General features: G+C 64.3%; 19 protein-coding genes. 8 read left to right on the top strand and 11 right to left on the bottom strand.

Features of this window, described 5'->3' with window-relative positions; translation table 11 throughout:
* Positions 1 to 84 precede the first annotated feature (84 nt).
* Positions 85 to 2,427 (bottom strand): endopeptidase La, encoded by a 2,343-nt coding sequence (lon, locus tag OIE68_RS32900; protein ID WP_419150828.1) that lies wholly within the window; start codon positions 2,425 to 2,427, stop codon positions 85 to 87.
* A 184-nt stretch (positions 2,428 to 2,611) separates the two neighbouring features.
* On the opposite strand from lon, the gene OIE68_RS32895 reads away from it, so the two are divergent.
* From OIE68_RS32895 to OIE68_RS32865, 7 genes are all read left to right on the top strand, one after another.
* The gene (locus OIE68_RS32895; RefSeq protein ID WP_327094860.1) at positions 2,612 to 3,055 is read left to right on the top strand and encodes a MerR family transcriptional regulator; all 444 of its coding nucleotides are present in this window, start codon (positions 2,612 to 2,614) and stop codon (positions 3,053 to 3,055) included.
* A 119-nt stretch (positions 3,056 to 3,174) separates the two neighbouring features.
* Positions 3,175 to 4,530 carry a hypothetical protein gene (locus OIE68_RS32890; protein ID WP_327094859.1) on the top strand — a complete coding sequence of 452 codons (1,356 nt, stop codon included), beginning with the start codon at positions 3,175 to 3,177 and terminating at the stop codon, positions 4,528 to 4,530.
* A gap of 130 nt (positions 4,531 to 4,660) precedes the next feature.
* Positions 4,661 to 5,446 carry a TIGR03084 family metal-binding protein gene (locus tag OIE68_RS32885; RefSeq protein ID WP_327094858.1) on the top strand — a complete coding sequence of 262 codons (786 nt, stop codon included), beginning with the start codon at positions 4,661 to 4,663 and terminating at the stop codon, positions 5,444 to 5,446.
* Positions 5,447 to 5,794: 348 nt separating this feature from the next.
* Positions 5,795 to 6,502, top strand: coding sequence for a hypothetical protein (locus OIE68_RS32880; RefSeq protein WP_327094857.1), 708 nt, complete (start codon positions 5,795 to 5,797; stop codon positions 6,500 to 6,502).
* 19 nt (positions 6,503 to 6,521) lie between these two features.
* A complete protein-coding gene (gene lhgO / locus OIE68_RS32875; protein WP_327094856.1) occupies positions 6,522 to 7,700 on the top strand; it encodes an L-2-hydroxyglutarate oxidase in 1,179 nt (392 codons plus the stop codon).
* Between the two features lie 151 nt (positions 7,701 to 7,851).
* Positions 7,852 to 8,322 (top strand): SRPBCC family protein, encoded by a 471-nt coding sequence (locus tag OIE68_RS32870; RefSeq protein WP_327094855.1) that lies wholly within the window; start codon positions 7,852 to 7,854, stop codon positions 8,320 to 8,322.
* Positions 8,323 to 8,332: 10 nt separating this feature from the next.
* Positions 8,333 to 8,911 (top strand): ribonuclease H family protein, encoded by a 579-nt coding sequence (locus OIE68_RS32865; protein ID WP_040697702.1) that lies wholly within the window; start codon positions 8,333 to 8,335, stop codon positions 8,909 to 8,911.
* A gap of 100 nt (positions 8,912 to 9,011) precedes the next feature.
* On the opposite strand, the gene OIE68_RS32860 is transcribed toward OIE68_RS32865, so the two are convergent.
* The 9 genes from OIE68_RS32860 to OIE68_RS32820 form a co-directional block, all read right to left on the bottom strand.
* Complete coding sequence (locus OIE68_RS32860) at positions 9,012 to 9,755, bottom strand: hypothetical protein (RefSeq protein ID WP_327094854.1); 744 nt, start codon at positions 9,753 to 9,755, stop codon at positions 9,012 to 9,014.
* Between the two features lie 220 nt (positions 9,756 to 9,975).
* Positions 9,976 to 11,154 (bottom strand): MlaD family protein, encoded by a 1,179-nt coding sequence (locus tag OIE68_RS32855; RefSeq protein WP_327094853.1) that lies wholly within the window; start codon positions 11,152 to 11,154, stop codon positions 9,976 to 9,978.
* A complete protein-coding gene (locus OIE68_RS32850) occupies positions 11,151 to 12,257 on the bottom strand; it encodes an MCE family protein (RefSeq protein WP_327094852.1) in 1,107 nt (368 codons plus the stop codon). The genes OIE68_RS32855 and OIE68_RS32850 overlap by 4 nt, the downstream gene beginning before the upstream one ends.
* Entirely contained in the window at positions 12,254 to 13,366 is a 1,113-nt protein-coding gene (locus tag OIE68_RS32845; protein WP_327094851.1) for an MlaD family protein, read from the bottom strand. Before OIE68_RS32845 ends, OIE68_RS32850 begins: the two co-directional genes overlap by 4 nt.
* A 5-nt stretch (positions 13,367 to 13,371) precedes the next feature.
* Positions 13,372 to 14,367, bottom strand: a complete 996-nt coding sequence (locus OIE68_RS32840; RefSeq protein WP_327094850.1) for an MlaD family protein — start codon at positions 14,365 to 14,367, stop codon at positions 13,372 to 13,374.
* Entirely contained in the window at positions 14,364 to 15,407 is a 1,044-nt protein-coding gene (locus OIE68_RS32835) for an MCE family protein (RefSeq protein WP_327094849.1), read from the bottom strand. Before OIE68_RS32835 ends, OIE68_RS32840 begins: the two co-directional genes overlap by 4 nt.
* Positions 15,404 to 16,897, bottom strand: a complete 1,494-nt coding sequence (locus tag OIE68_RS32830; protein WP_327094848.1) for an MCE family protein — start codon at positions 16,895 to 16,897, stop codon at positions 15,404 to 15,406. Before OIE68_RS32830 ends, OIE68_RS32835 begins: the two co-directional genes overlap by 4 nt.
* A gap of 6 nt (positions 16,898 to 16,903) precedes the next feature.
* Positions 16,904 to 17,767 carry an ABC transporter permease gene (locus OIE68_RS32825; protein ID WP_327094847.1) on the bottom strand — a complete coding sequence of 288 codons (864 nt, stop codon included), beginning with the start codon at positions 17,765 to 17,767 and terminating at the stop codon, positions 16,904 to 16,906.
* Between the two features lie 4 nt (positions 17,768 to 17,771).
* Entirely contained in the window at positions 17,772 to 18,590 is an 819-nt protein-coding gene (locus OIE68_RS32820) for an ABC transporter permease (protein WP_327094846.1), read from the bottom strand.
* Between the two features lie 565 nt (positions 18,591 to 19,155).
* Here OIE68_RS32820 and OIE68_RS32815 point away from each other — a divergent pair.
* Entirely contained in the window at positions 19,156 to 19,830 is a 675-nt protein-coding gene (locus OIE68_RS32815; RefSeq protein ID WP_327094845.1) for a S1 family peptidase, read from the top strand.
* Positions 19,831 to 19,873: 43 nt separating this feature from the next.
* Here the strand turns inward: OIE68_RS32815 and OIE68_RS32810 are convergent, their stop codons facing one another.
* Positions 19,874 to 21,394, bottom strand: a complete 1,521-nt coding sequence (locus OIE68_RS32810; protein WP_327094844.1) for an MFS transporter — start codon at positions 21,392 to 21,394, stop codon at positions 19,874 to 19,876.
* Positions 21,395 to 21,400 lie beyond the last annotated feature (6 nt).

The following is a 21,400-nucleotide window of genomic DNA, read 5'->3' as shown; positions in this document are numbered from 1 at the left end:
TTGCACCGCCCTTGCGTCGCGGTCACGGCGACCATGCATACGAAACGGGCCGTACCCGCAGGTACGGCCCGTTTCAGGGGAATATCAGGCGCTCGCCGCGAAGGCGGGGGCGCTCAGGGCCGGTTCGGCGACCGGTTCGATGGCGTAGGCCAGGATGTCGGCCACATCGGCGACCGGGCGCACATCCAGGGCGGCCAACACCTCGGCGGGCACATCATCCAGGTCCGGCTCGTTGCGGGCCGGGATGAACACCGTCTTCAGCCCCGCACGCTGCGCGGCCATCAGCTTCTGCTTCACTCCGCCGATCGGTAGCACCCGGCCGTTCAGCGTGACCTCACCGGTCATGCCGACATCCGCGCGCACCTGCCGGCCGAGCGCCAGCGACACCAGGGCGGTGACCATGGTGACACCCGCCGACGGCCCGTCCTTCGGCACCGCACCCGCCGGGAAGTGGATGTGGATATTGCGATCCAGCACGGACGGTTCGATGCCGATCTCTGCCAGGTGCGAGCGCACGTAGGTGAGGGCGATCTGCGCCGACTCCTTCATGACATCACCCAGCTGACCGGTCAGGGTGAGCGCACGCTCGCCCTCGGCGCCATTTGCCTCGATGTAGAGGACATCGCCGCCGAGACCGGTGACCGCCAAACCCGTTGCCACACCGGGGACCGCGGTGCGTTCCACCGAATCCGGGGTGAAGCGCGGGCGACCCAGGTAGTCCTTCAGGTTTTCCAGGTCTATGGTCAACGACTCCAGCGCGTCGTAACCCAGCTCGGCGTCGTAACCCAGCGACACCACGTTGTCGGCCGAACCAGTTCCGTCCTCGGACAGCCGAGTCGCAGCCTTGCGCAATGCCTTCGCGATCAACCGCTCCAGCTGCCGCACACCGGCTTCCCGGGTGTAGTTGGCCGCGACCTCGCGCAATGCCTCGTCGGTGATCGAAACCTCCGCGGCGGTAAGCGCATTGCGTTCCAGCTGCCGTGGCACCAGGAAGTCGCGGGCGATGGCCACCTTGTCGTCCTCGGTGTAACCGTCGACGCTGATCATTTCCATGCGGTCCAGCAGCGGGCCGGGAATGGTCTCCAAGACATTCGCGGTCGCGATGAACAGCACGTCGGACAGGTCCAGGTCCAGATCCAGGTAGTGGTCGCGGAATGTGTGGTTCTGTGCCGGATCCAGCACCTCGAGTAGTGCCGCGGCCGGATCACCGCGGAAGTCCGAGCCGACCTTGTCGATTTCATCCAGCAGGACAACGGGATTCATCGATCCCGCCTCCTTGATGGCACGCACGATCCGGCCCGGCAACGCACCGACGTAGGTGCGCCGGTGCCCGCGGATCTCCGCCTCGTCGCGCACACCACCGAGGGCGACGCGAACGAACTTGCGGCCCATGGCCCGTGCCACCGACTCACCGAGCGAGGTCTTGCCGACACCGGGCGGACCGACCAGCGCGAGCACGGCTCCGGAACCACGTCCGCCGACGACCTCGAGTCCGCGCGCGGCCCGGCGGGAGCGCACGGCCAGGTACTCGACCATGCGATCCTTGACCTCGTCCAGGCCGTGGTGATCGGCGTCCAACACCGCGCGGGCGGCCGAAACATCGGCGCTGTCGGTGGTTTTCACGGTCCACGGCAGGTCGAGGACGGTGTCCAGCCAGGTCCGGATCCAGCCGGATTCCGGGCTCTGATCGCTGGCCCGCTCCAGTCGACCGACCTCGCGCAACGCCTCGGCGCGCACGTCATCGGGCAGATCGGCCTGCTCGACCCGGGTGCGGTAGTCGTCGGCGCCGTCGGGCTCGTCCTCGCCGAGTTCCTTGCGAATGGCATTGAGCTGCTGGCGCAGCAGGAATTCGCGCTGACTCTTCTCCATGCCCTCGCGGACATCCTCGCTGATCTTCTCGGTGACCTCCGCCTCGGCGATATGTGCCTTGGTCCACTCGATCAGCTTGGTCAAACGCTGTGCGGTATCCGGAGTTTCGAGCAGCTCACGCTTCTCCTCGGCGGTCAGGTACGGCGCGTAGCCCGCGGTGTCGGCGATCGCCGACGGATCGGTCAGCTGATTGACCGCGTCGATGATCTGCCAGGCCTCGCGGCGCTGCAGCACCGAAACGACCAGCTTCTTGTATTCGGCGGCAAGCTCTTTGGTGCGACCGTCGGCGACGGGCGTCTCGACCGGTTCGGCTTCGACCCACAGCGCGGCGCCCGGCCCGGTGACCCCGTGGCCGATCTTGGCGCGCCGTTCGGCCTTCAGCACCGCGGCGGGCGCGCCACCGCGCATCCGGCCGACCTGTTCGATGGTGGCGACGACGCCGTAGGAGGCGTAGCCCTCGGTCAATCGGGGCGCGAGCAGCACCGCGTCGGTATTCGCGGCGCGCGCGGCGTCGATGGCGGCCTGCGCCGATTCGTCCAGTTCGATGGGCACGACCATGCCCGGCAGCACGATCGGATCGGTCAGGAACAGCACCGGCAGGTTCTGTGGTGTAGTCACGTGTTCGACCCTTCCAAAAGTTGAGCGATGCCCAGTCAACCCCGGGCATTCCACGTTTGTTCCACACCGCGGCCCACGTTCGCTCAGAGCGATCAGCGTTCGATGCGGCACTAGAATTCAGAGCGTGTTCGAAGTCGATGGGCAGCCGGTATCCGGACCGGTTCGCTGCGACAACCCGGACGGGCTGAGTATCGGCGAGGCCGCCCGCCGCACCGGGGTCAGCGTGCACACCCTGCGCTACTACGAGCGCGCCGGCCTGGTCATCACCCCCATCGACCGCACCGCCAGCGGGCGGCGGCGCTACCACCAGCTCGACCTGGACTGGATCTACGTATGCACCAGGCTGCGCGCCACCGGAATGCCCATCCAGACCATCCGTCGCTACGCCGAACTCGTGGCCGCCGGAAACGGCAACGAACCCGAACGCATCGCGCTGATGGAGGCACACCGTGCCGAAGTGGTCGCCAAGCTCGCCGAGATCCAGGAGAACCTCGCGCTCATCGACCGCAAGCTCGATATCTACCGAGGTCGGATCGCGATCGGCGACCGCACTGCGCACCCGGGCTGATACGTCGGAGTCCGGTCACCGTCGATCCAGGTAGTCCCGCATTGACACCCCGTCGGAGCCAATGAGAATGTTGGCAGCTAGATATCTCACCACTTGGGCGGCTTCAGGGGGATCCCACGATGACAACACTCACCTCCGGAGTGTTCATCGATTGGGAAGCACTGACCGGCCTGTCCAAGTTCTCCGTCGATCTGATCACCTTTCCGATCTTCAGTGCGCTCGCCGGTTGGCTCACCAACTGGACCGGTGTGCTGATGCTGTTCTGGCCGGTCGTTTTTCGCGGAATCCGGATTCCTGGCCTCCAGGTGTTGTATCCGTATTTTCCGCGCCGAGTCCAGGTGCTGCCGACATTCTCCGGTGACGGCCGCCGGTTCGGATTCCAGGGATTCATTCCGGCGCGCGCGGAGAAGATGGCGAGTATTTGCGTCGACAAGGCACTGATGCGCATCGGCAGTCCGCGGGATTTCATCCACGAACTGGATCTGGAGAGTATTGCCGATTACCTCGCGATACTCGCGAGCAAGCAGGTCAAACCGCTCGTCGACGAGGTGATGTACCGGGAGAATCCGGACCTGTGGCGCGGTGTGCCGAAGGCGATGAAGCAGGTCATCTATCAGCGGGTGGACCGGGAATTGCCCGGATTGACCAGGCGGGCCTTCGAATCGCTCGGCGACAATGTCGACCAGCTCATCGATATCAAAACCTTCGTCATCCGGTATCTGCAGGAAAACCCGTACATCCTCAAGGATCTGACCACCACCATTGCCGCCCCCGAATTGCGTTTCATGGTGCGCATCGGCCTACTCGGTGCGCCGTTCGGCCTGCTGCTCGCACTGTATATGCATGTGCACCACACCATTCCGGTGTTGGGTTGGGTGCCGGGTTGGGTGATCGTGCTGCTTGCCTCGGCGGCGATCGGCGTGATCGTGAATGTCGTCGCGGTCAAAATGGTCTTCGAACCGGGTGATCCGCAGCCGCGCTACAAGTATTTGTGGAAGCAGGCGCTGCTGGCCAAGCGGCAGCCGCAGGCGGCGACCGATCTCGCGCACATCCTCGCCTACCAGGTGCTGACGCTGCCGAACCTGTCCAAGGAACTGCTCGACGGTCCGAACGGCGATAAGACCAGGCAGCTGATCGAGCGGCTGGTCTCCGATGAGATCCATCGCCAACTCGGCCCGACCACCTCGATCGTGCGCGTCGCCTTCGGCCGCCGCCAGTTCGACAATCTCAAGGTCGGCGCCGCGGGCGCGGCGGTCGGGCTGGCGCCCAGCCTGGTCGAGGACGAGGCGTTCACCCTCGAACAGGCCAAGAAGATCGACGAGTTCGCCGCACGCAAGCTCCAGGACCTCACCCCGGGGGAGTTCATGGAGATGTTCTACGCCTCCGTCGAACAGGATGCCTGGCTGTTATACCTGCACGGCGCACTGCTCGGCCTGCTGGTCGGCGCCGCCCACCTGACGATTTTCGGCTGGTAACCGGCCTGAATCCGGTCGGCGGCGGGCTCGGGGCAAATACAAGCACGCATGCTTGCATTTTTTCGGACCCGCTGCGATGCTGAACCACGACGGTGTACGAAGCAGTGCGCCTGGACGGGACAGGGATCTGATGGCCGACCTAGACGCGCTCCTGCGCGATTTCGCCGACGACTGCGCGGAACTGGAACGAATCGTCGCCCCGCTGGCGGACTGGTCCGCGCCGACGCCGGCGCCCGGCTGGAGTATCGCCCATCAGATCGGCCATCTGGCCTGGACCGACGAGGTCGCCGCGCTGGCCGCCACCGATCCGGACGGTTTCGCGAAGCTGGTCGAGGAGGCGGGCCCGAAGGCGTTCACCTTCGTCGACGAGGCCGCCGAGGAGGCGGCCACCGCACCCGCCGCCGAACTGCTCGACCGATGGCGCCACGGCCGTGTCGGTCTGATCGAAGCGCTGCGCGCGCTGCCGTCCGGCACCAAACTGCCGTGGTTCGGACCGCCGATGAGCCCGGCATCCATGGTCAGCGCGCGCATGATGGAGACCTTCGCGCACGGCCAGGACATCGCCGACGCACTCGGGTTGACCAGGACACCGACCGCCCGGCTGCGCACGGTCGCCCATATCGGCGTGCGGACCAGGAACTTCGCCTACACAGTGCGCGGTAAGACCGTGCCGGCCGAGGAATTCCGAGTCGAACTCACCGCACCGGACGACAGCGTGTGGTCCTGGGGTCCCGAGGATGCCGCGCAGAAAGTGACCGGTCACGCATTCGACTTCTGCCTACTGGTGACGCAGCGACGTCACCGTGACGATCTCGCGCTGGCAACAGTGGGTGCGGACGCCGCCGAATGGCTCACCATCGCACAGGCTTTCGCGGGGCCGACGGGTGACGGGCGGTCGGCGGGCCAGTTCGCCTGACCCGCCGCATCCGAACCATCGGGTCCGACCGGAATTCTGGGTGCGGGCGAGCGCCACACTTGGGTGCGCCGTTCGTGTCGGCCGGACGCCGTTGGCCGGGTGTCTCGATGTGGCAGTCGAGAATGGCGCTCGCCAGCTAAGTGTATTTACCCGCTTGTCAGCTTGTAGAAACATTGACGACGCCATTCGGCTCGAGTTCGGTACCGCGGGCGTCATCCGGCTTTGTGATGCTGATCTCCCTCATGCGGTGCCACCCGCGGCCGCCCCTGTAACCTGGACAAGCGTACGGCTTTCAACGATGCGGGCCGCGCGGTGAGGGGATCAGGGGCGGACGGAAAGGAACGCATCGTGACACATAAGCCTGCCCAGATCGCTCGGTATGCCGCCATCGTGCTCGCGGGCGCCGCCAGCCTCAGTCTCACCGTTACCGCGGGGGCCTACATCGTCCACCAGATGGCCGACACCCAGCACGCCACCAACGATGTGGCCGCACCACCTGCGGTCCGGATTCCGGATGTAGATACCGACTACGGACCCGTACTCTCCGATGCCATATTGACCGGTGGAACTCGCGACCTGCCCGCACTATTCGGCCGCTTCCCCGCGGAATCCAGCGACGGCATGGTGAAAACCTCTCAGGCCCATACAGATTCGCCCGCCTCCGCCGGAATCAGCGGCAAACTGCGCCTCGGCACCGCCTATGTCGGCGCGGAGGTGGCACCGGGCCGCGCGAATTCCGTCGCCTTCACGGTGGATACCAATGCGCTGACGGCACTGACGGATTTTCTGCTCACCGAACCGGTTCGAAACCGGCTCGGCATCCACGCCGATCCGGGCGGGGTCACCCAGTTGCGCACAGAGATCGATACGCACAACGGCGAAGTGACATTCACTTTCTCGGATCCGACCCTCGGTGAACACGGGCTGCGGCTCGATCGCAACCCCGCGCCGAGCGCCGAACATGCTGCGACCGTAGACGATTCGGCCACGTCGGGCATGGTCGACGCGACCCCGAATCCGACCATGACGACGGCGAACGACACCATCGCGGTCTAGTCCGCCTACGCTGCGTCCCATGTACGACTTCTGTGTCATCGGGGGCGGGATCGTCGGGGTCGCGACGGCGCATCGGATTCTGCGACGGCATCCGGGTGCGAGCCTGGTGCTCGTCGACAAGGCCGAGGCACTCGCGACCCATCAGACCGGGCACAACAGCGGCGTCATCCATTCCGGCATCTACTATCCGCCGGACAGTCTGAAGGCGCGCCTGTGCCGAAAGGGCGCTGCCTGGACCAAGGAATTCGCCGCGGCACACGGCATTCCGTTCGAGGTCTGCGGAAAGCTGCTGGTGGCCACAAATGCCGCCGAATATCGGCGAATGCTCGCGCTGCACGAACGCTCGGTCAGCAACGAGGTCGATGTCGAACTCGTCGACACTGCCGAATTAACTCGCCGCGAACCGCATGTGACCGGCGTCGGCGCATTATTCGTGCCCGCCACCGGCATCATCGACTTCACCCGCGTCACCAACGCACTCGCCGAGGAGGTCCGGGCCGCGGGCGGCGAAATCGTGCTGAACGCCGAGGTCACCGCACTCACCGAAACCGCGGACGCGGTCACCGCGGCGAGTCCCGCGGGTTCTTGGACGGCGCGCACCCTGGTGGTCTGTGCGGGTCTACAGGCCGATCGGATGGCCGCACTCGCCGGTCTGCAAACCGATTTCCGCATCGTGCCGTTCCGCGGCGAGTACTACCAGCTACCGCCCAGCCGATCCGGACTGGTGCGCACGCTGATCTATCCGATTCCCGATCCGAATCTGCCCTTCCTCGGGGTTCATCTGAGCCCGATGATCGATGGCACCCTGACCGTCGGCCCCAATGCCGTGCTCGGCCTGGCCAGGGAGGGCTACCGCAAGAGCAGCTTCGACGCCCGAGACACCCGTGCGGTGCTCGGTTTTCCCGGCTTCCACCGAGTGGCCCGCGCCCATGTGCGCACCGGACTGCGCGAGTTGCGCAACTCCCTGTTCAAACGCGGTTATCTGGCCGAATGCCGAAGGTACTGTCCGGAGCTCACGATCGCGGATCTGCGACCACGCGAGGCGGGCATCCGCGCGCAAGCGGTACTGCGCGACGGCACCCTGGTACACGACTTCCTGATCGAACGGACACCGCGCTCGATTCACGTGCTCAACGCACCGTCACCGGCGGCTACCTCCGCCATGCCGATCGCCGAATACATCGTCGAACAACTGTGACCCCGCCGAGTTAGCTGGGTTGCGCGTTCCAGCAAACCAAGCGACCACCCGGTCATGAATGTGGTAAGTCCGCCAACCAAATTCCGGGCAACCCCTCGAATAAAGAGGAGAGCTGTAGTACTTTTAGCGGCAGCCAACAGGGAGGGGCCCTATGGGCCACATCAAGTACGCGAGCGACGTCGGAGCCCCGGTCGAGGTGGCCTTCACCTATACGGACAATCATCAGTTCGTGCCGGATTGGATGTTCGCCGTCGCCGCGTTCGAGCCGAAAGGCGAGCTCGACCAGGGTCTCGGTGCGGTCTTCACGACTCGGATCAGTCTGGGACTGTGGCGGCCGACCATCGAATGCGAAATCACCGAATACCGGCGCAATGTCGTGATCGGCTACACATTGCACGGGGGTTTGGCGGGCACTTTGACGCTGCGCTTCGACCCGCTCGGCTACGGACGCTCGGTGCTGACCTCGCAAGCGGAGTACGCTCCACCGAGTGGGCTGTTCGGTCGGCTGTGCCTGCGCTTGGTGGATTCCGCCGTGCGCTCGGCGCTGCGCCGCACCGAATCCCAGTTGCGAAGGGAGATAGAGGAATTCCACGGTACCGATCTTGTCGGTCGGATTGCGTAGGGTGCCATCCATGATCATCGTGAGCACCGACGGATCCTGCCTCCGCAATCCCGGCGGCGCTATCGGCTGGGCTTGGGTCAATCATCAGGGCGGTTCACGCAGCGGGGGAGCCGCCACCGGAACCAACCAGGTCGCGGAGCTGCGCGCGCTATTGGAGGCGGTACTCGCCCATCCGGGCGAGGAACCGCTGTTCATCGAGAGCGATTCGCTCTACGCGATCAAATGCGCCTCGGAGTGGATCTTCGGCTGGCGGACCAACGGCTGGCGCACCGCCAGCGGCGGCGCGGTGAAGAATATCGAACTCATCAAACAGATCGACCGGGCCATCGCTTCCCGGCCGGGACCGGTCCGGTTCCGTTGGGTGCGTGGACACGTCGGCAATTACTTCAACGAAATGGCCGACACCCTCGCGGGCGAGGCGGCCAGACAGGCCGCGGCCTCCGCGGCGGCCGGTGAGGTCCCGACCGCGGAACTCCCCGAGCTGCAGCCGGTGCTCGAGGACTCCTCCGAGAAGACCACAAAATCCGCCCGGCCGCGGTCAGCGGGGAAGCCGGTCGCACCAGCACCTCAGGCATTGACTTTGTTCTGAGTCCGCCGGCGCGACCGGACGCAAGACCGCCGGAAAGACCTCCGGGCGGGTGGTGCCATTCCCACCCGCCCGGAGGCGCTTTTCGGAGTAGATAATCCGATCAGTTGCCCATCTGCTTCAGGATGGGCAGGTCGAACTTGTCGACCAGCCACTTGTCGCCGACCTTCTTCAGACCGGCCACCACCACGAGCTCCACCTTGCTCGGCGGCTTGTTCGCAGCGGCGATATTCACATTGGTGGTGGTCTGACCGATCACCACCAGAACATTCGCGTTCTCGGTATCGCCGGACTGGAAGCCGCACTGCATGTCGTAGGTGGACGAGGTGGCCTTGGCATCGATGACGACGCCCTTGAGGTCCTGGCCGAGCTTGGCGAACTGATCCTTCCAGTCACCGGTCGACGCGGCATCCACCTTCTTCAGGTACTCGTCGATGGTCTGCGGATCGTAGGTCGAGATCAGCTTGCCGTATTCGCACGCCGCCGCGGTGGCGTCGGCATGCGCGTCCAACTCGTCGCCGCGATTGCTCGCCTGCCGGTAGAACACCACGACGGCGGTGACCGCCGCGACGAGCAGCACACCGGCGACGAACGCCGCGATAATCGGGACCAGTGCGCCCCGCTCCTTGCCGCGATTCTGGGTGACCGGCTGCGCAGCGCCCTTGGCCGGCGTGGCCGCCGGCTGATTCGGCTCGGACTTGGGGGCAGCCGGGGTCGGCTCCGCGGCTCCCGCATCGCCCGCCTTCCCGATCTCGACCGTCTTGTCCTCGGCGGGCGCATCGACCTTGGCGTCGTCTTCGGGGGCATCCGAGTTCTGGTTCTCGGCGCGGGCATCATCAGTGGACATCGATACAATCCTGCACTTTCCCGGCGCACTCGAGCGCACCGATATTGCCTTGTCGGTCCGCATCGGACGAACCGTTCGCACTCTGCGGGGGAGTATTCCCGGCCCGGGATCGCACGCCCGGGCCGGGGTAACTCACCGTCGAATACGTACCGCTCGCTGTGTCAACTCACCGCAGTGTTCGGATCACCGCTGATCCTTTCGAACGACCTGCAAGCAGTCGCTAGCGCAGTGGCGGCGGGGTCATTTCATTTGGATCCGCACCCGGCGGCATCTGCGCACCATTGTCCGGAACATTCGGCCGCGGCGCATTCGCCGAACCACGCACCTGCAGCCCAGGCGGCGGATTCTCGCAGTAGTTCCACTTGGGCACCGAGCCGTCCTGGACGACCTCATTGCGAATCGGCGTGTGCTTGTACTGGCAGATCGGTCGAACCCAGATATCCGCGACGGCGTAGAACTCGTTGTCGTGCGCCGGCACACCAGCGGCGGACAACCCGATATTCAACGACGGGAACAGCGCCTGCAACGCCGGGATCCGCAACTGCGCGGCCTTGGTCACCGCCGCGAAGTTGGCCGCCAGACTGGTGATCGGGTCGGCCGTCTTATCCAGCACCGCGCCGAGGCTGGTCAGCTGTCCCGGGGCCTTCTCCAGGATCGCCAGCAATTCGGCGTTGGCATTGTTGAACTGATCGAACAGCTGACCCGAATTGCGGGTCAGCGTCCCCAGATCGGGCTGCGCATTCGACGTGGTGTTCGCGATGGTGCGCAGGTTGGTAATCAGGTTCTGGGTCTGCGGCAGCAGATTGTCGAATCCGGCCATGGCCAGGCTGATGCCATTCACCATGCCGCGCAACTGATCCGGGCCACCACTGAGCGCGGTATCCAAATTGGCCAGGATGACACTGAACTGATCCGGATTTACCTGGGCGATCAGCGCGCTCGAGTTGTCGAGCACCGACCAGATCGGGGTCGGGGTCTTGATCTTCTCCGCATCGAATTCGATGACCGAACCGTCCTTCAGGAACGGCGCCTGCTCGGTATTCGGCCGGAAGTCGATGTACTGCTCACCGGCGCCGGAGAGCGCGCCCACCGAGACCTTGGTGTCGACCGGAATCTTGTACTTCGTGTCGATTTCGGCTTTCGCGGCGATGGACTGTCCGCGATCAACCAACTCGATCGAGGTCACCTTACCGACGCGATAGCCACGCAGGGTCACATCGTTGCCCGGCTGCAGACCACCGGAGCGGTCCAGGTCCACCGTGACGGCATAGGTCGACTTCAGCGGATTCACCCGCATGACACTCACCAGCAGATAGCTGGCGCCGACGATGAATATCAGTACCAGACCGATGGTGGACAGCAGCATCTTGCGCTGCATCAGTTTGCCGAGCCAACTCATCGGTGTCCCCCCTGCAGTCGTCCCTGAATGGCCTGCAGGACAGTGATCAGGCTGCCCGCGAAGTCGCTGAGATCGCGGCCATCGAAGAATTTGCCCTGCGCAGGATCCGACAACAAGCTGAAGTTGTGGATATTGGTGACAGTGGCATAGACCGCGAGGCTGTTACCGCGGAAGGACGCTTCGATCGGACCGCGGATCTCGTGCAGCGCATCCAGTGCGGGACCGAAGTTCTGCTCGGTCCGCGACAGCGCGTCCATCAGCTTGTGCACATTGTCGAGTAGATCGCTCAGTTGGTCGCTGGAGGTGTTGGCATAGTCGCCGAGCGCCGCGCTGGTCACCGAAATCTTCTGCAGCAGATCACCGATCGCGCGGTTGTTCTCCGCGACGGCACCGATCATCTGTGGCAGGGTGTCCGCGACCTGCCCCAACTCCGAATGCCTCGACTCGATGGTGGTGGCCAGCGAGCCGAACTCGGCGAGCACACTGTCGATCCGAGCGCTGTTGTCGTTCAAACTGCCGACCACGCCGGTCATTTCGGTGATCAGATGCGCTATCTGGTCACCGCGGCCGCCGACGATCGAGTCCAGCTCCGAGGTCAGCTTGGTGAGCGCCGCGACGCCACCGCCGTTGAACAACATGGATACCGAGATCAGTAACTCCTCGACGGTGGCGCCCGCCGAGGTCTTGTCCAAACCGAGGGTGTCGCCGTTGTGCAGCATCGGGGCGCCCGGATCCGCCTTGGCCTTCGACACCGCGATGAACACGTCGCCGAGCGGGGTGGCTTGCCGCAGTTCGGCCGTGCTACCGACCGGAAGGTCGATGTCCTTGCTGATCTTCAGATCGACAACGGCCTCGAAGTTCTTGGTCTGGATATTCGAGACGACGCCGACATCGGAGCCACCGATCTTGACCTTCGCCTGATCAGGCAGGTTCAGCGCGTTCTCGAATTTCGCGTGCAGGGTGTAGGTCTCACCGGTCACGCCCGGTTTGGGCAGCGGCAGGCTCTCCACCGTGAGACCACAGCCGGAGGTGATGGCGACTCCGGACGCCGCGGCCAGCGCGATCACCGCGCGGCGGGCTTTGAATGTGAACCGGTCGCTCATTTGGTCATCCCCAGCAGTGCCGCCGTAACACCAAGATCGGGACCGAGGTCCTCCAGTTTGCCGGTCCGGCAACCATCCGAGCGCATTTGAATCCGTTCACAGAACACGCTGAGCAGTTCGCCGTTGAGGAAGGTCGGCAGGTTGCCGTGCAGCCGGACGTAACCCAACTCCCGGTTCATCGACCGGTCCAGGTTCTGCATGAGCAGCGGCGCGAGGTCGACGACCTCGGTGAGGCCGCGGGCGTTGGCACGCAACTGATCGGTCACCTTGGTCAGACCCTCCAGCGAACTGCCCAGCTGATCCTGGTACTGCACGAAGACCGAACTCGTATTGGCCAGGAAGTCGTTGAGCTGCTGCAGCGTAGCCTGCAGACCGGGGGCCTGATCGCTGAGCAGTCCGGTCATCTGTGTCATCCGATTGCTGAAATCGCGTACGGACTGGTCGTTTTCGGCCAACATCGTGGTCAGCTCGTTCAACTTGACGATGATGCTGGAGACCGCGTCCTTATTGTCGACGCCGACCTTCAACGCGCCGGAGAGCGCGTTGAGGGTGTCACGCATCTTCTCGCCGTTGCCGTTCAACATCGGATAGAGCACCCGCCCCGACAGCGGACCGATGCCCTCGGTACCCGGTTCCGGCTTGAGCGCGGCAGCGAACTGATCGATGGTCTTGAGCATCGTGTCCAGCTCGACCGGTGTCTTGGTCTTCGCCTTCGGCAGATGCGCGCCATCGGACATGGTCTCGCCCTGGGTGTAGACCGGGGTGAGTTCGACGTGCCGGTCGGTGACGATGGACGGCGAAACAATCGCTGCCATCGCATCTTTCGGGATCTTGACGTCCTTATCGATCGTCATATGCACCTCGACCATGGTGCCCTTGGGAATGATCTTGTCGATCTTGCCGACTTGCAGGCCGAGCACGGTGATCGGATTGCCCTCGAAGACACCCGCAATGTTCTCGAAGTCCGCGGTGATCGTGATCGTGTTGCCCAGTGCGCTGTTCATCGAACTCGGCATCAGTGAGCAACTGCCGATGGCCAGCGCCGCGGCACTGATCATCAATGGTTTGGCCACCCGCCGCAGATTCGGCCGGCGCAGGTTGATTCGCATCAGTCTCATCCCTGGCACCCCTCGATCAGGTGGGCGAAGCACAACCAGTTGTCGGGGAAGAGCCAGGGGAGGCCGACCTCACCGTACGGACCGTTGCCGAACGCGTTGTTGAAGGTGCGCACCGACACCGGCATGATCTGCAGCATCCGGTCGAGGTTGTCCTTATTCTTCTGCAGCCCCTCCGCCATGGTGTTCAGCTGCGCGATGGTCGGGCCGAGCTGGTTGTTATTGGCCGCGCCGATCGCCTGCAGCTGGCGGCTCAACGTCGACACATTGTCGAGCAGCTGGCGCAACAGGCTCTGCCGCTCCATCACCCGGTTGGCGATGGCCTCGCCCTGGGTGATCACCAGCAGCACACTGTTTCGGTTGTCGCCGAGAATCCTGGTGACCCGGTCGAGATCCTTGAGCAGGCTGTCGACCTCCGCCTTGCGCGAATCCATCACCTTCGCCAGCGCGCCGATGCTGTCGAGCGCCTGCGCCGTCAGCGCGGGCGAATCGCCCATCTGCTTATTGATCAGGTCGAGCGAGGTGGCCAACTGCTTGGTGTCGAGCGCCTCGAACTTCGGCGTGCCGTACTCGACCACATCGGCCAAGTTGTACGGAACCGAGGTGTTGGACAACGGAATTCGGCTGTCCTTCAGCCCCGACCCATCACCCGGGTCCAGATCGACATAGCGTGCGCCGAGCAGCGTCGCCATCTTGATCGAGGCCCTGGCGTCCGGCCCGAGCTTGACATCGTCATTCACGCTGAGGGTGAGCAGGATATGCCCGTTCTCCAGCTTCGCACCGGCCACATGGCCGCTCGGGATGCCGGCCACATTGACCTTGTCGCCGACCTTGACCCCGGCGGTCTGCACGAACTCGGCCTTGACCGTCTTCTCACCGACGCCGATCAGCTTGTAAGCGCTCGAGCCGATCAGCAGCACGATGATGAGGATGCCACCGATGACACCCAGCCAGAAGTAGCGGTTGTTGTTGAACCTGTCCTTGATCTTGGTCATGGGCGGCACACCGCCGACTGTCCGTTGCCACCGATCTGTGGGAGCAGACCGCGGGGGAGCAGGATGCCGTAGAGCGAGACGTCCAGCTTGCAGAAGTACGCGTTCGCGTAGGCGCCGTCCTGGGTGAACTTGCCGAGGGCGGCCAGCGCCGCGGGCAGGTCGATCGCGGCTTGGTCGAGCTTGGCGCCGTTGGCGATCAACAACGTCAGCGCCGCGCTCGTCGAATCCTGTGCGGTGGCCAGCTTCGGCTGGATCTTGCCCAACATGTCGACCAGGGAGCTGGTCGCGTCCGCGATCTGCACCGTGGACGATTGCAGCGACTGGCCCTGGTCGTACAGGCCGCCGATCAGTGCCCGGGTCTGGGTAACCAGGGTCTCCAATTCATCACCTCGCTTGGCCAACCCGGACATGACGCCGCTGAGGTTGGTGATCACATCGCTGAGAATCGCGTCCCTGCGCTGGAAATCCGTGGCCAGGGTGGCGGCCTGGGTGATGAACGAGCTCAACGAAACACCGTCACCCTGTAATGCCTGGATGAAGGTCTCCGAGAGCCGGTTCACCTGTTCGGGCTGCAACACCTGGAACAGCGGCTGAAATCCGTTGAGCAGTCCGGACACGTCGAAGGACGGTTCGGTGCGCTCCAGCGGGATGGTGGCCTTGTTCTTCAACGCCGCCGGGCTCGCCGCCTTGCCAGGAGCCAGCGCGATATAGCGCTGGCCGATCAGGTTCTGGTAGCGCACCAGTGCCTTGGTGTCGTCGTACACCGTCTGGTTGCGCTGCACGACGAACGTCACGTTGGCGACGGACTTCTTGGTCTTGGAATCGCGGGTCAGTTCGATCTTTTCGACCTTGCCGACCCGCACGCCGGCCATCCGGACGTCGGCACCCTCGCGCAGGCCGAGCACATCGCTGAAGGTTGCGGAGTAGGTGTTGGTATCACCCTCCACGACCCGCGCCAGCGTATTCCAGACGACGACGGTGACCAGGATCGAGACAATCGCGAAGATGCTGAAGCCGATCAGTGGTTTACGAACGCTCATTCGGCGGCACCTCGGACCTGCAGGGTGCCCCCGCGCATTACCGAACTGAGCAGCAGATATTCGGCCGTGGTCGGCCGACGACCGAGCAGGGCCACGATCGCGGCATCTCCTTCGTACGAAATCGGACCGGCGGTTACTGGCGCACTCGCCGGTTGGGTGGGCACGGCCGGAGCCGCGGGCTGGTCGGCGGAGGGCTGGGCACTCGGCGCGGGTGGCGCCAGATTCGGGAACAACCCCTCCAGCGGCGTACCCGCGAACGGGCTGGCCGGCTTCGGCTCGGCCGAGGTCGGCGCGAGCGGATCACCCGGCGAGGTCAGACCCGGGATCTCCGGGAAGCCCGCGGGCAGCGGCAGTTTCGCCAAACCCTGTGCCGTTTCCAGCGAACGCGGCTTCATCGAATCCGGTAGATAGCCGGGATCGGAGACCACCGGTGCGGTCGCGCAGCTCGGCCCGGCCAGGTTGCCGTAGCGCGGGCAGTCCGCCTGTTCGTACGGCCGGTACGGGGTGAGCGTCGCACCGGCATTCCAGACCATCTGCCGCTGCGGACCCCAATGGAAGGTCGTACTCAACTTGCGCAGCGAGTTGTTCAGCGAGGCGATGGTGTCCGGGATCGAATTCGCGTCCGAGGCAAGCGCGCCGAACATATCGCTGGTCCCCGCCGTGACCTGCTTACCGACATCACCGTTGCGGGCGAACAGTCCGTTGACCGTATCCACCGTGCCCGCCGTCCCACTGATCAACGCGACCAGGGCGGAGCGGTGATCGGCGATGGTCTGCGCGGTCTTCACCGAACTGCCGAGCACATCGAGCAATTCGGGTGCGGACTGGTTGAGTGCGCGGGCCGAGGCCGAGAAATCGTCGAGCAGCACACCGAGATTCGGGATGGACTCGTCCACCGAGGTGAGCCACCTGTCGAGCCGCTCGATGGTGGAGCCCGGCATCCGGCCGCTGCCGTCCAGCGCCTGGGAGAGCGTGCCGAGCACCCGGCCGAACTGCACCGGGTCGAGCTTGGTGAGGATATTTCGCACGTTGGTGAGGGTGTCCTGCAGCGCGATGGTGCCCTGGCTCTGGTCCTGCTCGATGATCGAGCCCTCGTGCAGGTACTTGTCCGTAGGACCGTTGAAGACCAATTCCACCGAGGTGACGGCGAACAGGTTGCTCGGCACCACCCGGGCGGTCACATTCGACGGGATATCGCCGGCGAATTCCGGTTTCAGGTCGATCTTCACCTTCTGCCGCGCACCCTTTGCGACGACCTCGACATCCTTGACCACGCCGACCAGCACGCCGCGGAACTTCACGTCGGCCTCGCTCGGCAGCCCGTCACCGGTGTCGCCCACATCAGCGACAACATGCACCTTGGGCACGAAATAGCCTTGGTATCTCGCCATCAGAAAGCCGAGGATCAGCGCGAAGACGACGAGTCCGCATACGCCGGCGACCAACAGTTGTCGCATGGTGGGGCCACGCCCACTGGGATCGATGATCATCTCGTCCTACCCCGAGATCCGGATGCCGGGATTGACGCCCCAGATCGCCAATGTCATGAACAGGTCAGCGAACACCACGACGATGATGCTCATCTTGATGGCCCGACCGGCCGCGACACCAACGCCCTCCGGGCCGCCCGAGGCGAAGAAGCCGTAGTAGCTCTGGATGAAGGTGGTGATCGCGACGAACACCATCGCCTTGAGCAGTGAGTAGAGCACGTCTCCTGGAATCAGGAACTGATAGAAGTAGTGCGCGTAGGTACCGCTGGAGGTGTTACCGATCAGCTGCACCGTGAGCGAGCACGAAATGTAGGCCATGGCCAGGCCCAGGCAGTAGAGCGGAACGATGGCGATCATCGCCGCGAACATCCTGGTGCTCACCAGATACGGCAGCGGCCGGATCGCGATCGACTCGAGCGCGTCGATCTCCTCGGAGATCCGCATCGCGCCGAGCTGAGCGGTGAATCGACAGCCGGCCTGGGCGGCGAAGGCGAGTGCCGCGAGCAGCGGACCCAACTCCCTGGTGGTCGCGAATGCGGAGATGGCGCCGGTGATCGGGCTCAAGCCGAGCAGATTCAGCGAGGTATAGCCCTGGATGCCGACCGTCATCCCGCCGAACGCGCTGAGGATGAGGATGACGCCGATGGTGCCGCCACCGACGACCAGGCTGCCGTTGCCCCAGGTGACATCCGAAAGCAGCCGCCAGACTTCCTTCGGATAGTGCCGCAGCGCCAACGGGATCGAGCCCACCGACCGCAGGAAGAAGAACACCTGGTGCCCCAGGCGCGCAACCATATCCACCGGGACCTGCGCGGACTTCTTTATTTGCCGAAGTGGCCGCAGCAGCGGCGGTACATAGGTTGTTGACACCGGCTCAGACCACCTGTGGGGGGAGGAGAACGTTGTAGATCTGGGTGATGATCAAGTTCACGCCGAACAACATGATGGCGGAACTGACCACCGCGGAGTTCACCGAGTTGGCAACTCCGCCCGGACCACCCCGGGTATTGAGCCCGGTATCACAGGCGATGATCGCAGCGAGCAACCCGAAGATCAATGATTTCACCAGTGCGACAAGCAGATCGATGGTGACGGCGAACGAGGAGAAGGTGCCGATATAGGAACCCGGGGTGCCCTCCTGCGCAAAAATATTGAAAATGTAGCCAGTCAAAAATCCGACGAATACGACGAAGCCACACAGCAATACGCTGACCAGCATGGCCGCGCCGAGCCGGGGCGCGACCAGACGACGCAGCGGATCCACCCCCATCACCCGCATCGCGTCGATCTCTTCGCGGATGGTGCGGGAACCGAGATCGGCGGTGATCGCCGAACCGACCGCGCCCGCGATCATCAGCGAGGTGACCAGCGGCGCACCCTGCTGAATGATGCCGAGACCGTTCGCCGCGCCGATGAACGAGGTCGCACCGACCTGGCTCGCGACCGCGCCGACCTGGATGGAAACGATCACGCCGATCGGGATGGCGACCAGCAGCGTCGGTGCCGCGGCGACACTGGACATGAACGCGCACTGGCGGATGAACTCACGATAAGGAAAGCGGCGTCGGAATATCGCGATGAACAACTCCGCGACCGCCGCGAACCCCATCGTGATCTGCCTGCCGAAGGTCTCCAAGGAGCGCTTCGGATGGTCTTCCCAGTAGGCCTTCGTCCAATCGACCGCGTCACTCATCCGTGACGGCGTTGGTGGACTCTTGGTCGACTGCACTGGCTAACCCCTCTCGACGCCGGTAACCAAACCCCGACGACTTGTTTGCTTGACGCACCCTACTACGGAGTAGTGCAGAACACACCCACCACCGTGTGATTGCAGTCATAGATTGGAGTCACTGTAGGGAAAACGCTATGAGCAGTGGCCCGACGCTTGGGATCGGTCCCAAAGTTAACGGTGATACTTCTGGAACGAGCTACAGTTCCACGGCTCCGATCAGCCCCGCATATGACCTGTTCTACTATTTACGCGGATAATATTCATGCAAAATCTGCACGCGATTCGAATGGCTTCTGCGACACCGATCAACATACAACTGAAACGCAATCAGTAGCATTGCCATGTTTACAGTAATAGTGCTTCGCTATCGCGAGAAAATGAGACGCTGCATCATAAATGTCGAAAAGTGCGGTCCACACCGACGCGTTCGACACCAGAGCGCAGTACAGGACGCGCCCGGAGCCGAATACTGACACGATGGGTGCGACAGATTGATATCGTGCGGACTTCCGACGTCTGGAGGGACATGTTCAGCAAACTCGCCAAGGTGGCCAACGCTGCCTTCGCCGTAGCTCTTGGTGCGGCACTGGTCGCGACGGGGGCCGGCACCGCGGACGCCGCGCCGGGGCCGCCCGTCATCGGCGGTGGGTCGGGAATCATTATCGATAATCAGTTCGAGTGCACTGTCACGACGGTCGGTTACGACGGCGGAGGCCGGTTGGTCGGACTGACCGCGGGACACTGCGGCGACCCGGGCGCTCAGGTGTACGCCGAACTCGACCGCGGCGCAGGCGTGATCGGCCGGTTCGTCTACTCCAACCACGATCTCGACTACGCCATCATCCAATTCGATCCGGCCAAGATGACCCCGGTGAACCGGATCGGCAATGTCACCATCACCGGGATCGGCGGCCCGGCCCAGTTCCCGATGATCGTCTGCAAGGAGGGCCGCACCACCGGCAATACCTGCGGCATCGCCTACGGTGACCTGTTCGGCACGAATATGGAGACCTGGTCGCAGATGTGTGTGGTGGAGGGCGATTCCGGGGCGCCGGTCGTCGTCGGCACCACGCTGGTCGGGATGGTGAACGCGTATCTCGCCATCGCCTGCTTCGGACCCGAGGTCGGCACCAATATGAGCTCGATCATGGGCGATATCAATGCTCGTGGCAGCGTCGGGGCGGGCTTCAACCCGATCTAGCGAAGATCAGTCGAATACCGAATGAGCGGGTCGAATGACCCGCTCATTCTGTTTTGTGGAGCGGCGCCAGCGCTGGACCCGCCACCCCGCACTGCGGCATGCAGTCGACATTGTCCAGTGTCGCGGCGCGGCGCGGCGCGCGCAGTAGTACTGCCGCGATCAGCGCACCGGCCACCAGCAGGCCGACGCAGATCCACATCGCGACGCCGAAGCCGCGGTCGAATTCCAATGGGTCGCCGAGCGATCCGGAGATGCCGGCGAGGCCGGGCAGCGCGGCGACCGCGAGCAGCTGAGCGGTACGGGCCACGGCATTGTTCACCCCGGAGGCGATACCGGCCTCACTGGCGGGCACCGCGCCGAGTACCGCACCGGTGAGTGGAGCGACCAATACCGACAGCCCGAGACCGAAGACCAGCACACCCGGGAGTACATCGGTCAGATAGGTGGTGTCGGGTCCGATCCGCAGCAGCAACACCAGGCCGAGCGCGGCGAGCAGCGGACCGACCGTCATCGGAATGCGCGCACCGTGCACCTGCGCCCAACGACCCGCGGGCGCGGAAAGCACCAGCATGATCAAAGTGACGGGGACGGTTGCCACCCCCGACATCAGCGGCGTGTACTTCGCCACCAATTGCAGCTGCATGACCAGGAGGAAGAAGACACCGCCGAGCGCGGCATAGACCGCGAAGGTGACCAGATTCGCGGCGGTGAAGACCCGCCCGCCGGAAGCGACAGGCCCGGGGGAGGCAGCCTGCGTAACCACGGAGGGACCCGCGCCCGGCGAAAATGTCCCAGCGAACAGCGATGGCGGCACCAGCGGATGGTCGCTGCGCATTTCGATCACCACGAAGACCGTGAGCAGCAGCAGTCCGACGACCACCAGCAGCGGCATCGCATCGATCAGACCGAAGGTCAGCGCGCCGAGGGCCACCGCGACCACCACCGCACCCGGAACATCCAGTCGCGCCGAGGCATTCGGGTCGTGACTCTCCGGCACATGCCGCAACGTGACGAGTACGACGACCACCGCGAGCGGCACATTGATGAAGAAAATGGACTGCCAGCCGGCCAACTCGATCAGCCAGCCGCCGAGGAACGGACCGAGTGCGCCCGCGACACCGCCGAAACCGGACCACAGGCCGATCGCCGCACCCTGATCGCGTTGATCGATGGATGAGGAAATCAGCGCCAGGCTGCCTGGGGTGAGCATCGCACCCGCCACACCCTGCAGGATCCGGGCGACGACGAGCATCTCGATATTGACCGCGGCACCGCAGAGCACCGAGGCCAGTGCGAATCCGATGACACCCCAGACGAACACCTTGCGGCGGCCGAGATGATCGCCGAGCGAGCCGCCGAGCAGGATGAATGAGGCCAGGGTCAGCGTGTAGCCGTTGAGCGTCCACTGCAGCCCCGCGACATCGGTGTCGAGGGATTCGCCGATGCGCGGCAGCGCGATGTTGACGACGGTGGCATCCAGCGAGGCCACCGAGGAACCGAGGATGGTGGCCAGCAGGATCCAGCGGCCGGTTGCCGAACCCAGCCGGGGTAGCTCAGAACTCACGGCTGC

The sequence above is a fragment of the Nocardia vinacea genome, assembly GCF_035920345.1.
In the GTDB taxonomy this organism is placed as follows: Bacteria; Actinomycetota; Actinomycetes; order Mycobacteriales; family Mycobacteriaceae; genus Nocardia; species Nocardia vinacea_A.
Note: the sequence above shows the minus strand (reverse complement) of the source record. Positions and strands in the feature narration are given on the sequence as shown.

Bases quoted from the DNA above. Each gene is read 5' to 3' on its own strand.
- lon (WP_419150828.1), bottom strand. From the start codon at position 2,427: ATGGTCGTGCCCATCGAACTGGACGAATCGGCGCAGGCCGCCATCGAC.
- OIE68_RS32890 (WP_327094859.1), top strand. From the start codon at position 3,175: ATGACAACACTCACCTCCGGAGTGTTCATCGATTGGGAAGCACTGACC.
- OIE68_RS32885 (WP_327094858.1), top strand. From the start codon at position 4,661: ATGGCCGACCTAGACGCGCTCCTGCGCGATTTCGCCGACGACTGCGCG.
- lhgO (WP_327094856.1), top strand. From the start codon at position 6,522: ATGTACGACTTCTGTGTCATCGGGGGCGGGATCGTCGGGGTCGCGACG.
- OIE68_RS32870 (WP_327094855.1), top strand. From the start codon at position 7,852: ATGGGCCACATCAAGTACGCGAGCGACGTCGGAGCCCCGGTCGAGGTG.
- OIE68_RS32865 (WP_040697702.1), top strand. From the start codon at position 8,333: ATGATCATCGTGAGCACCGACGGATCCTGCCTCCGCAATCCCGGCGGC.
- OIE68_RS32860 (WP_327094854.1), bottom strand. From the start codon at position 9,755: ATGTCCACTGATGATGCCCGCGCCGAGAACCAGAACTCGGATGCCCCC.
- OIE68_RS32855 (WP_327094853.1), bottom strand. From the start codon at position 11,154: ATGAGTTGGCTCGGCAAACTGATGCAGCGCAAGATGCTGCTGTCCACC.
- OIE68_RS32850 (WP_327094852.1), bottom strand. From the start codon at position 12,257: ATGAGCGACCGGTTCACATTCAAAGCCCGCCGCGCGGTGATCGCGCTG.
- OIE68_RS32845 (WP_327094851.1), bottom strand. From the start codon at position 13,366: ATGCGAATCAACCTGCGCCGGCCGAATCTGCGGCGGGTGGCCAAACCA.
- OIE68_RS32840 (WP_327094850.1), bottom strand. From the start codon at position 14,367: ATGACCAAGATCAAGGACAGGTTCAACAACAACCGCTACTTCTGGCTG.
- OIE68_RS32835 (WP_327094849.1), bottom strand. From the start codon at position 15,407: ATGAGCGTTCGTAAACCACTGATCGGCTTCAGCATCTTCGCGATTGTC.
- OIE68_RS32830 (WP_327094848.1), bottom strand. From the start codon at position 16,897: ATGATCATCGATCCCAGTGGGCGTGGCCCCACCATGCGACAACTGTTG.
- OIE68_RS32820 (WP_327094846.1), bottom strand. From the start codon at position 18,590: ATGAGTGACGCGGTCGATTGGACGAAGGCCTACTGGGAAGACCATCCG.
- OIE68_RS32815 (WP_327094845.1), top strand. From the start codon at position 19,156: ATGTTCAGCAAACTCGCCAAGGTGGCCAACGCTGCCTTCGCCGTAGCT.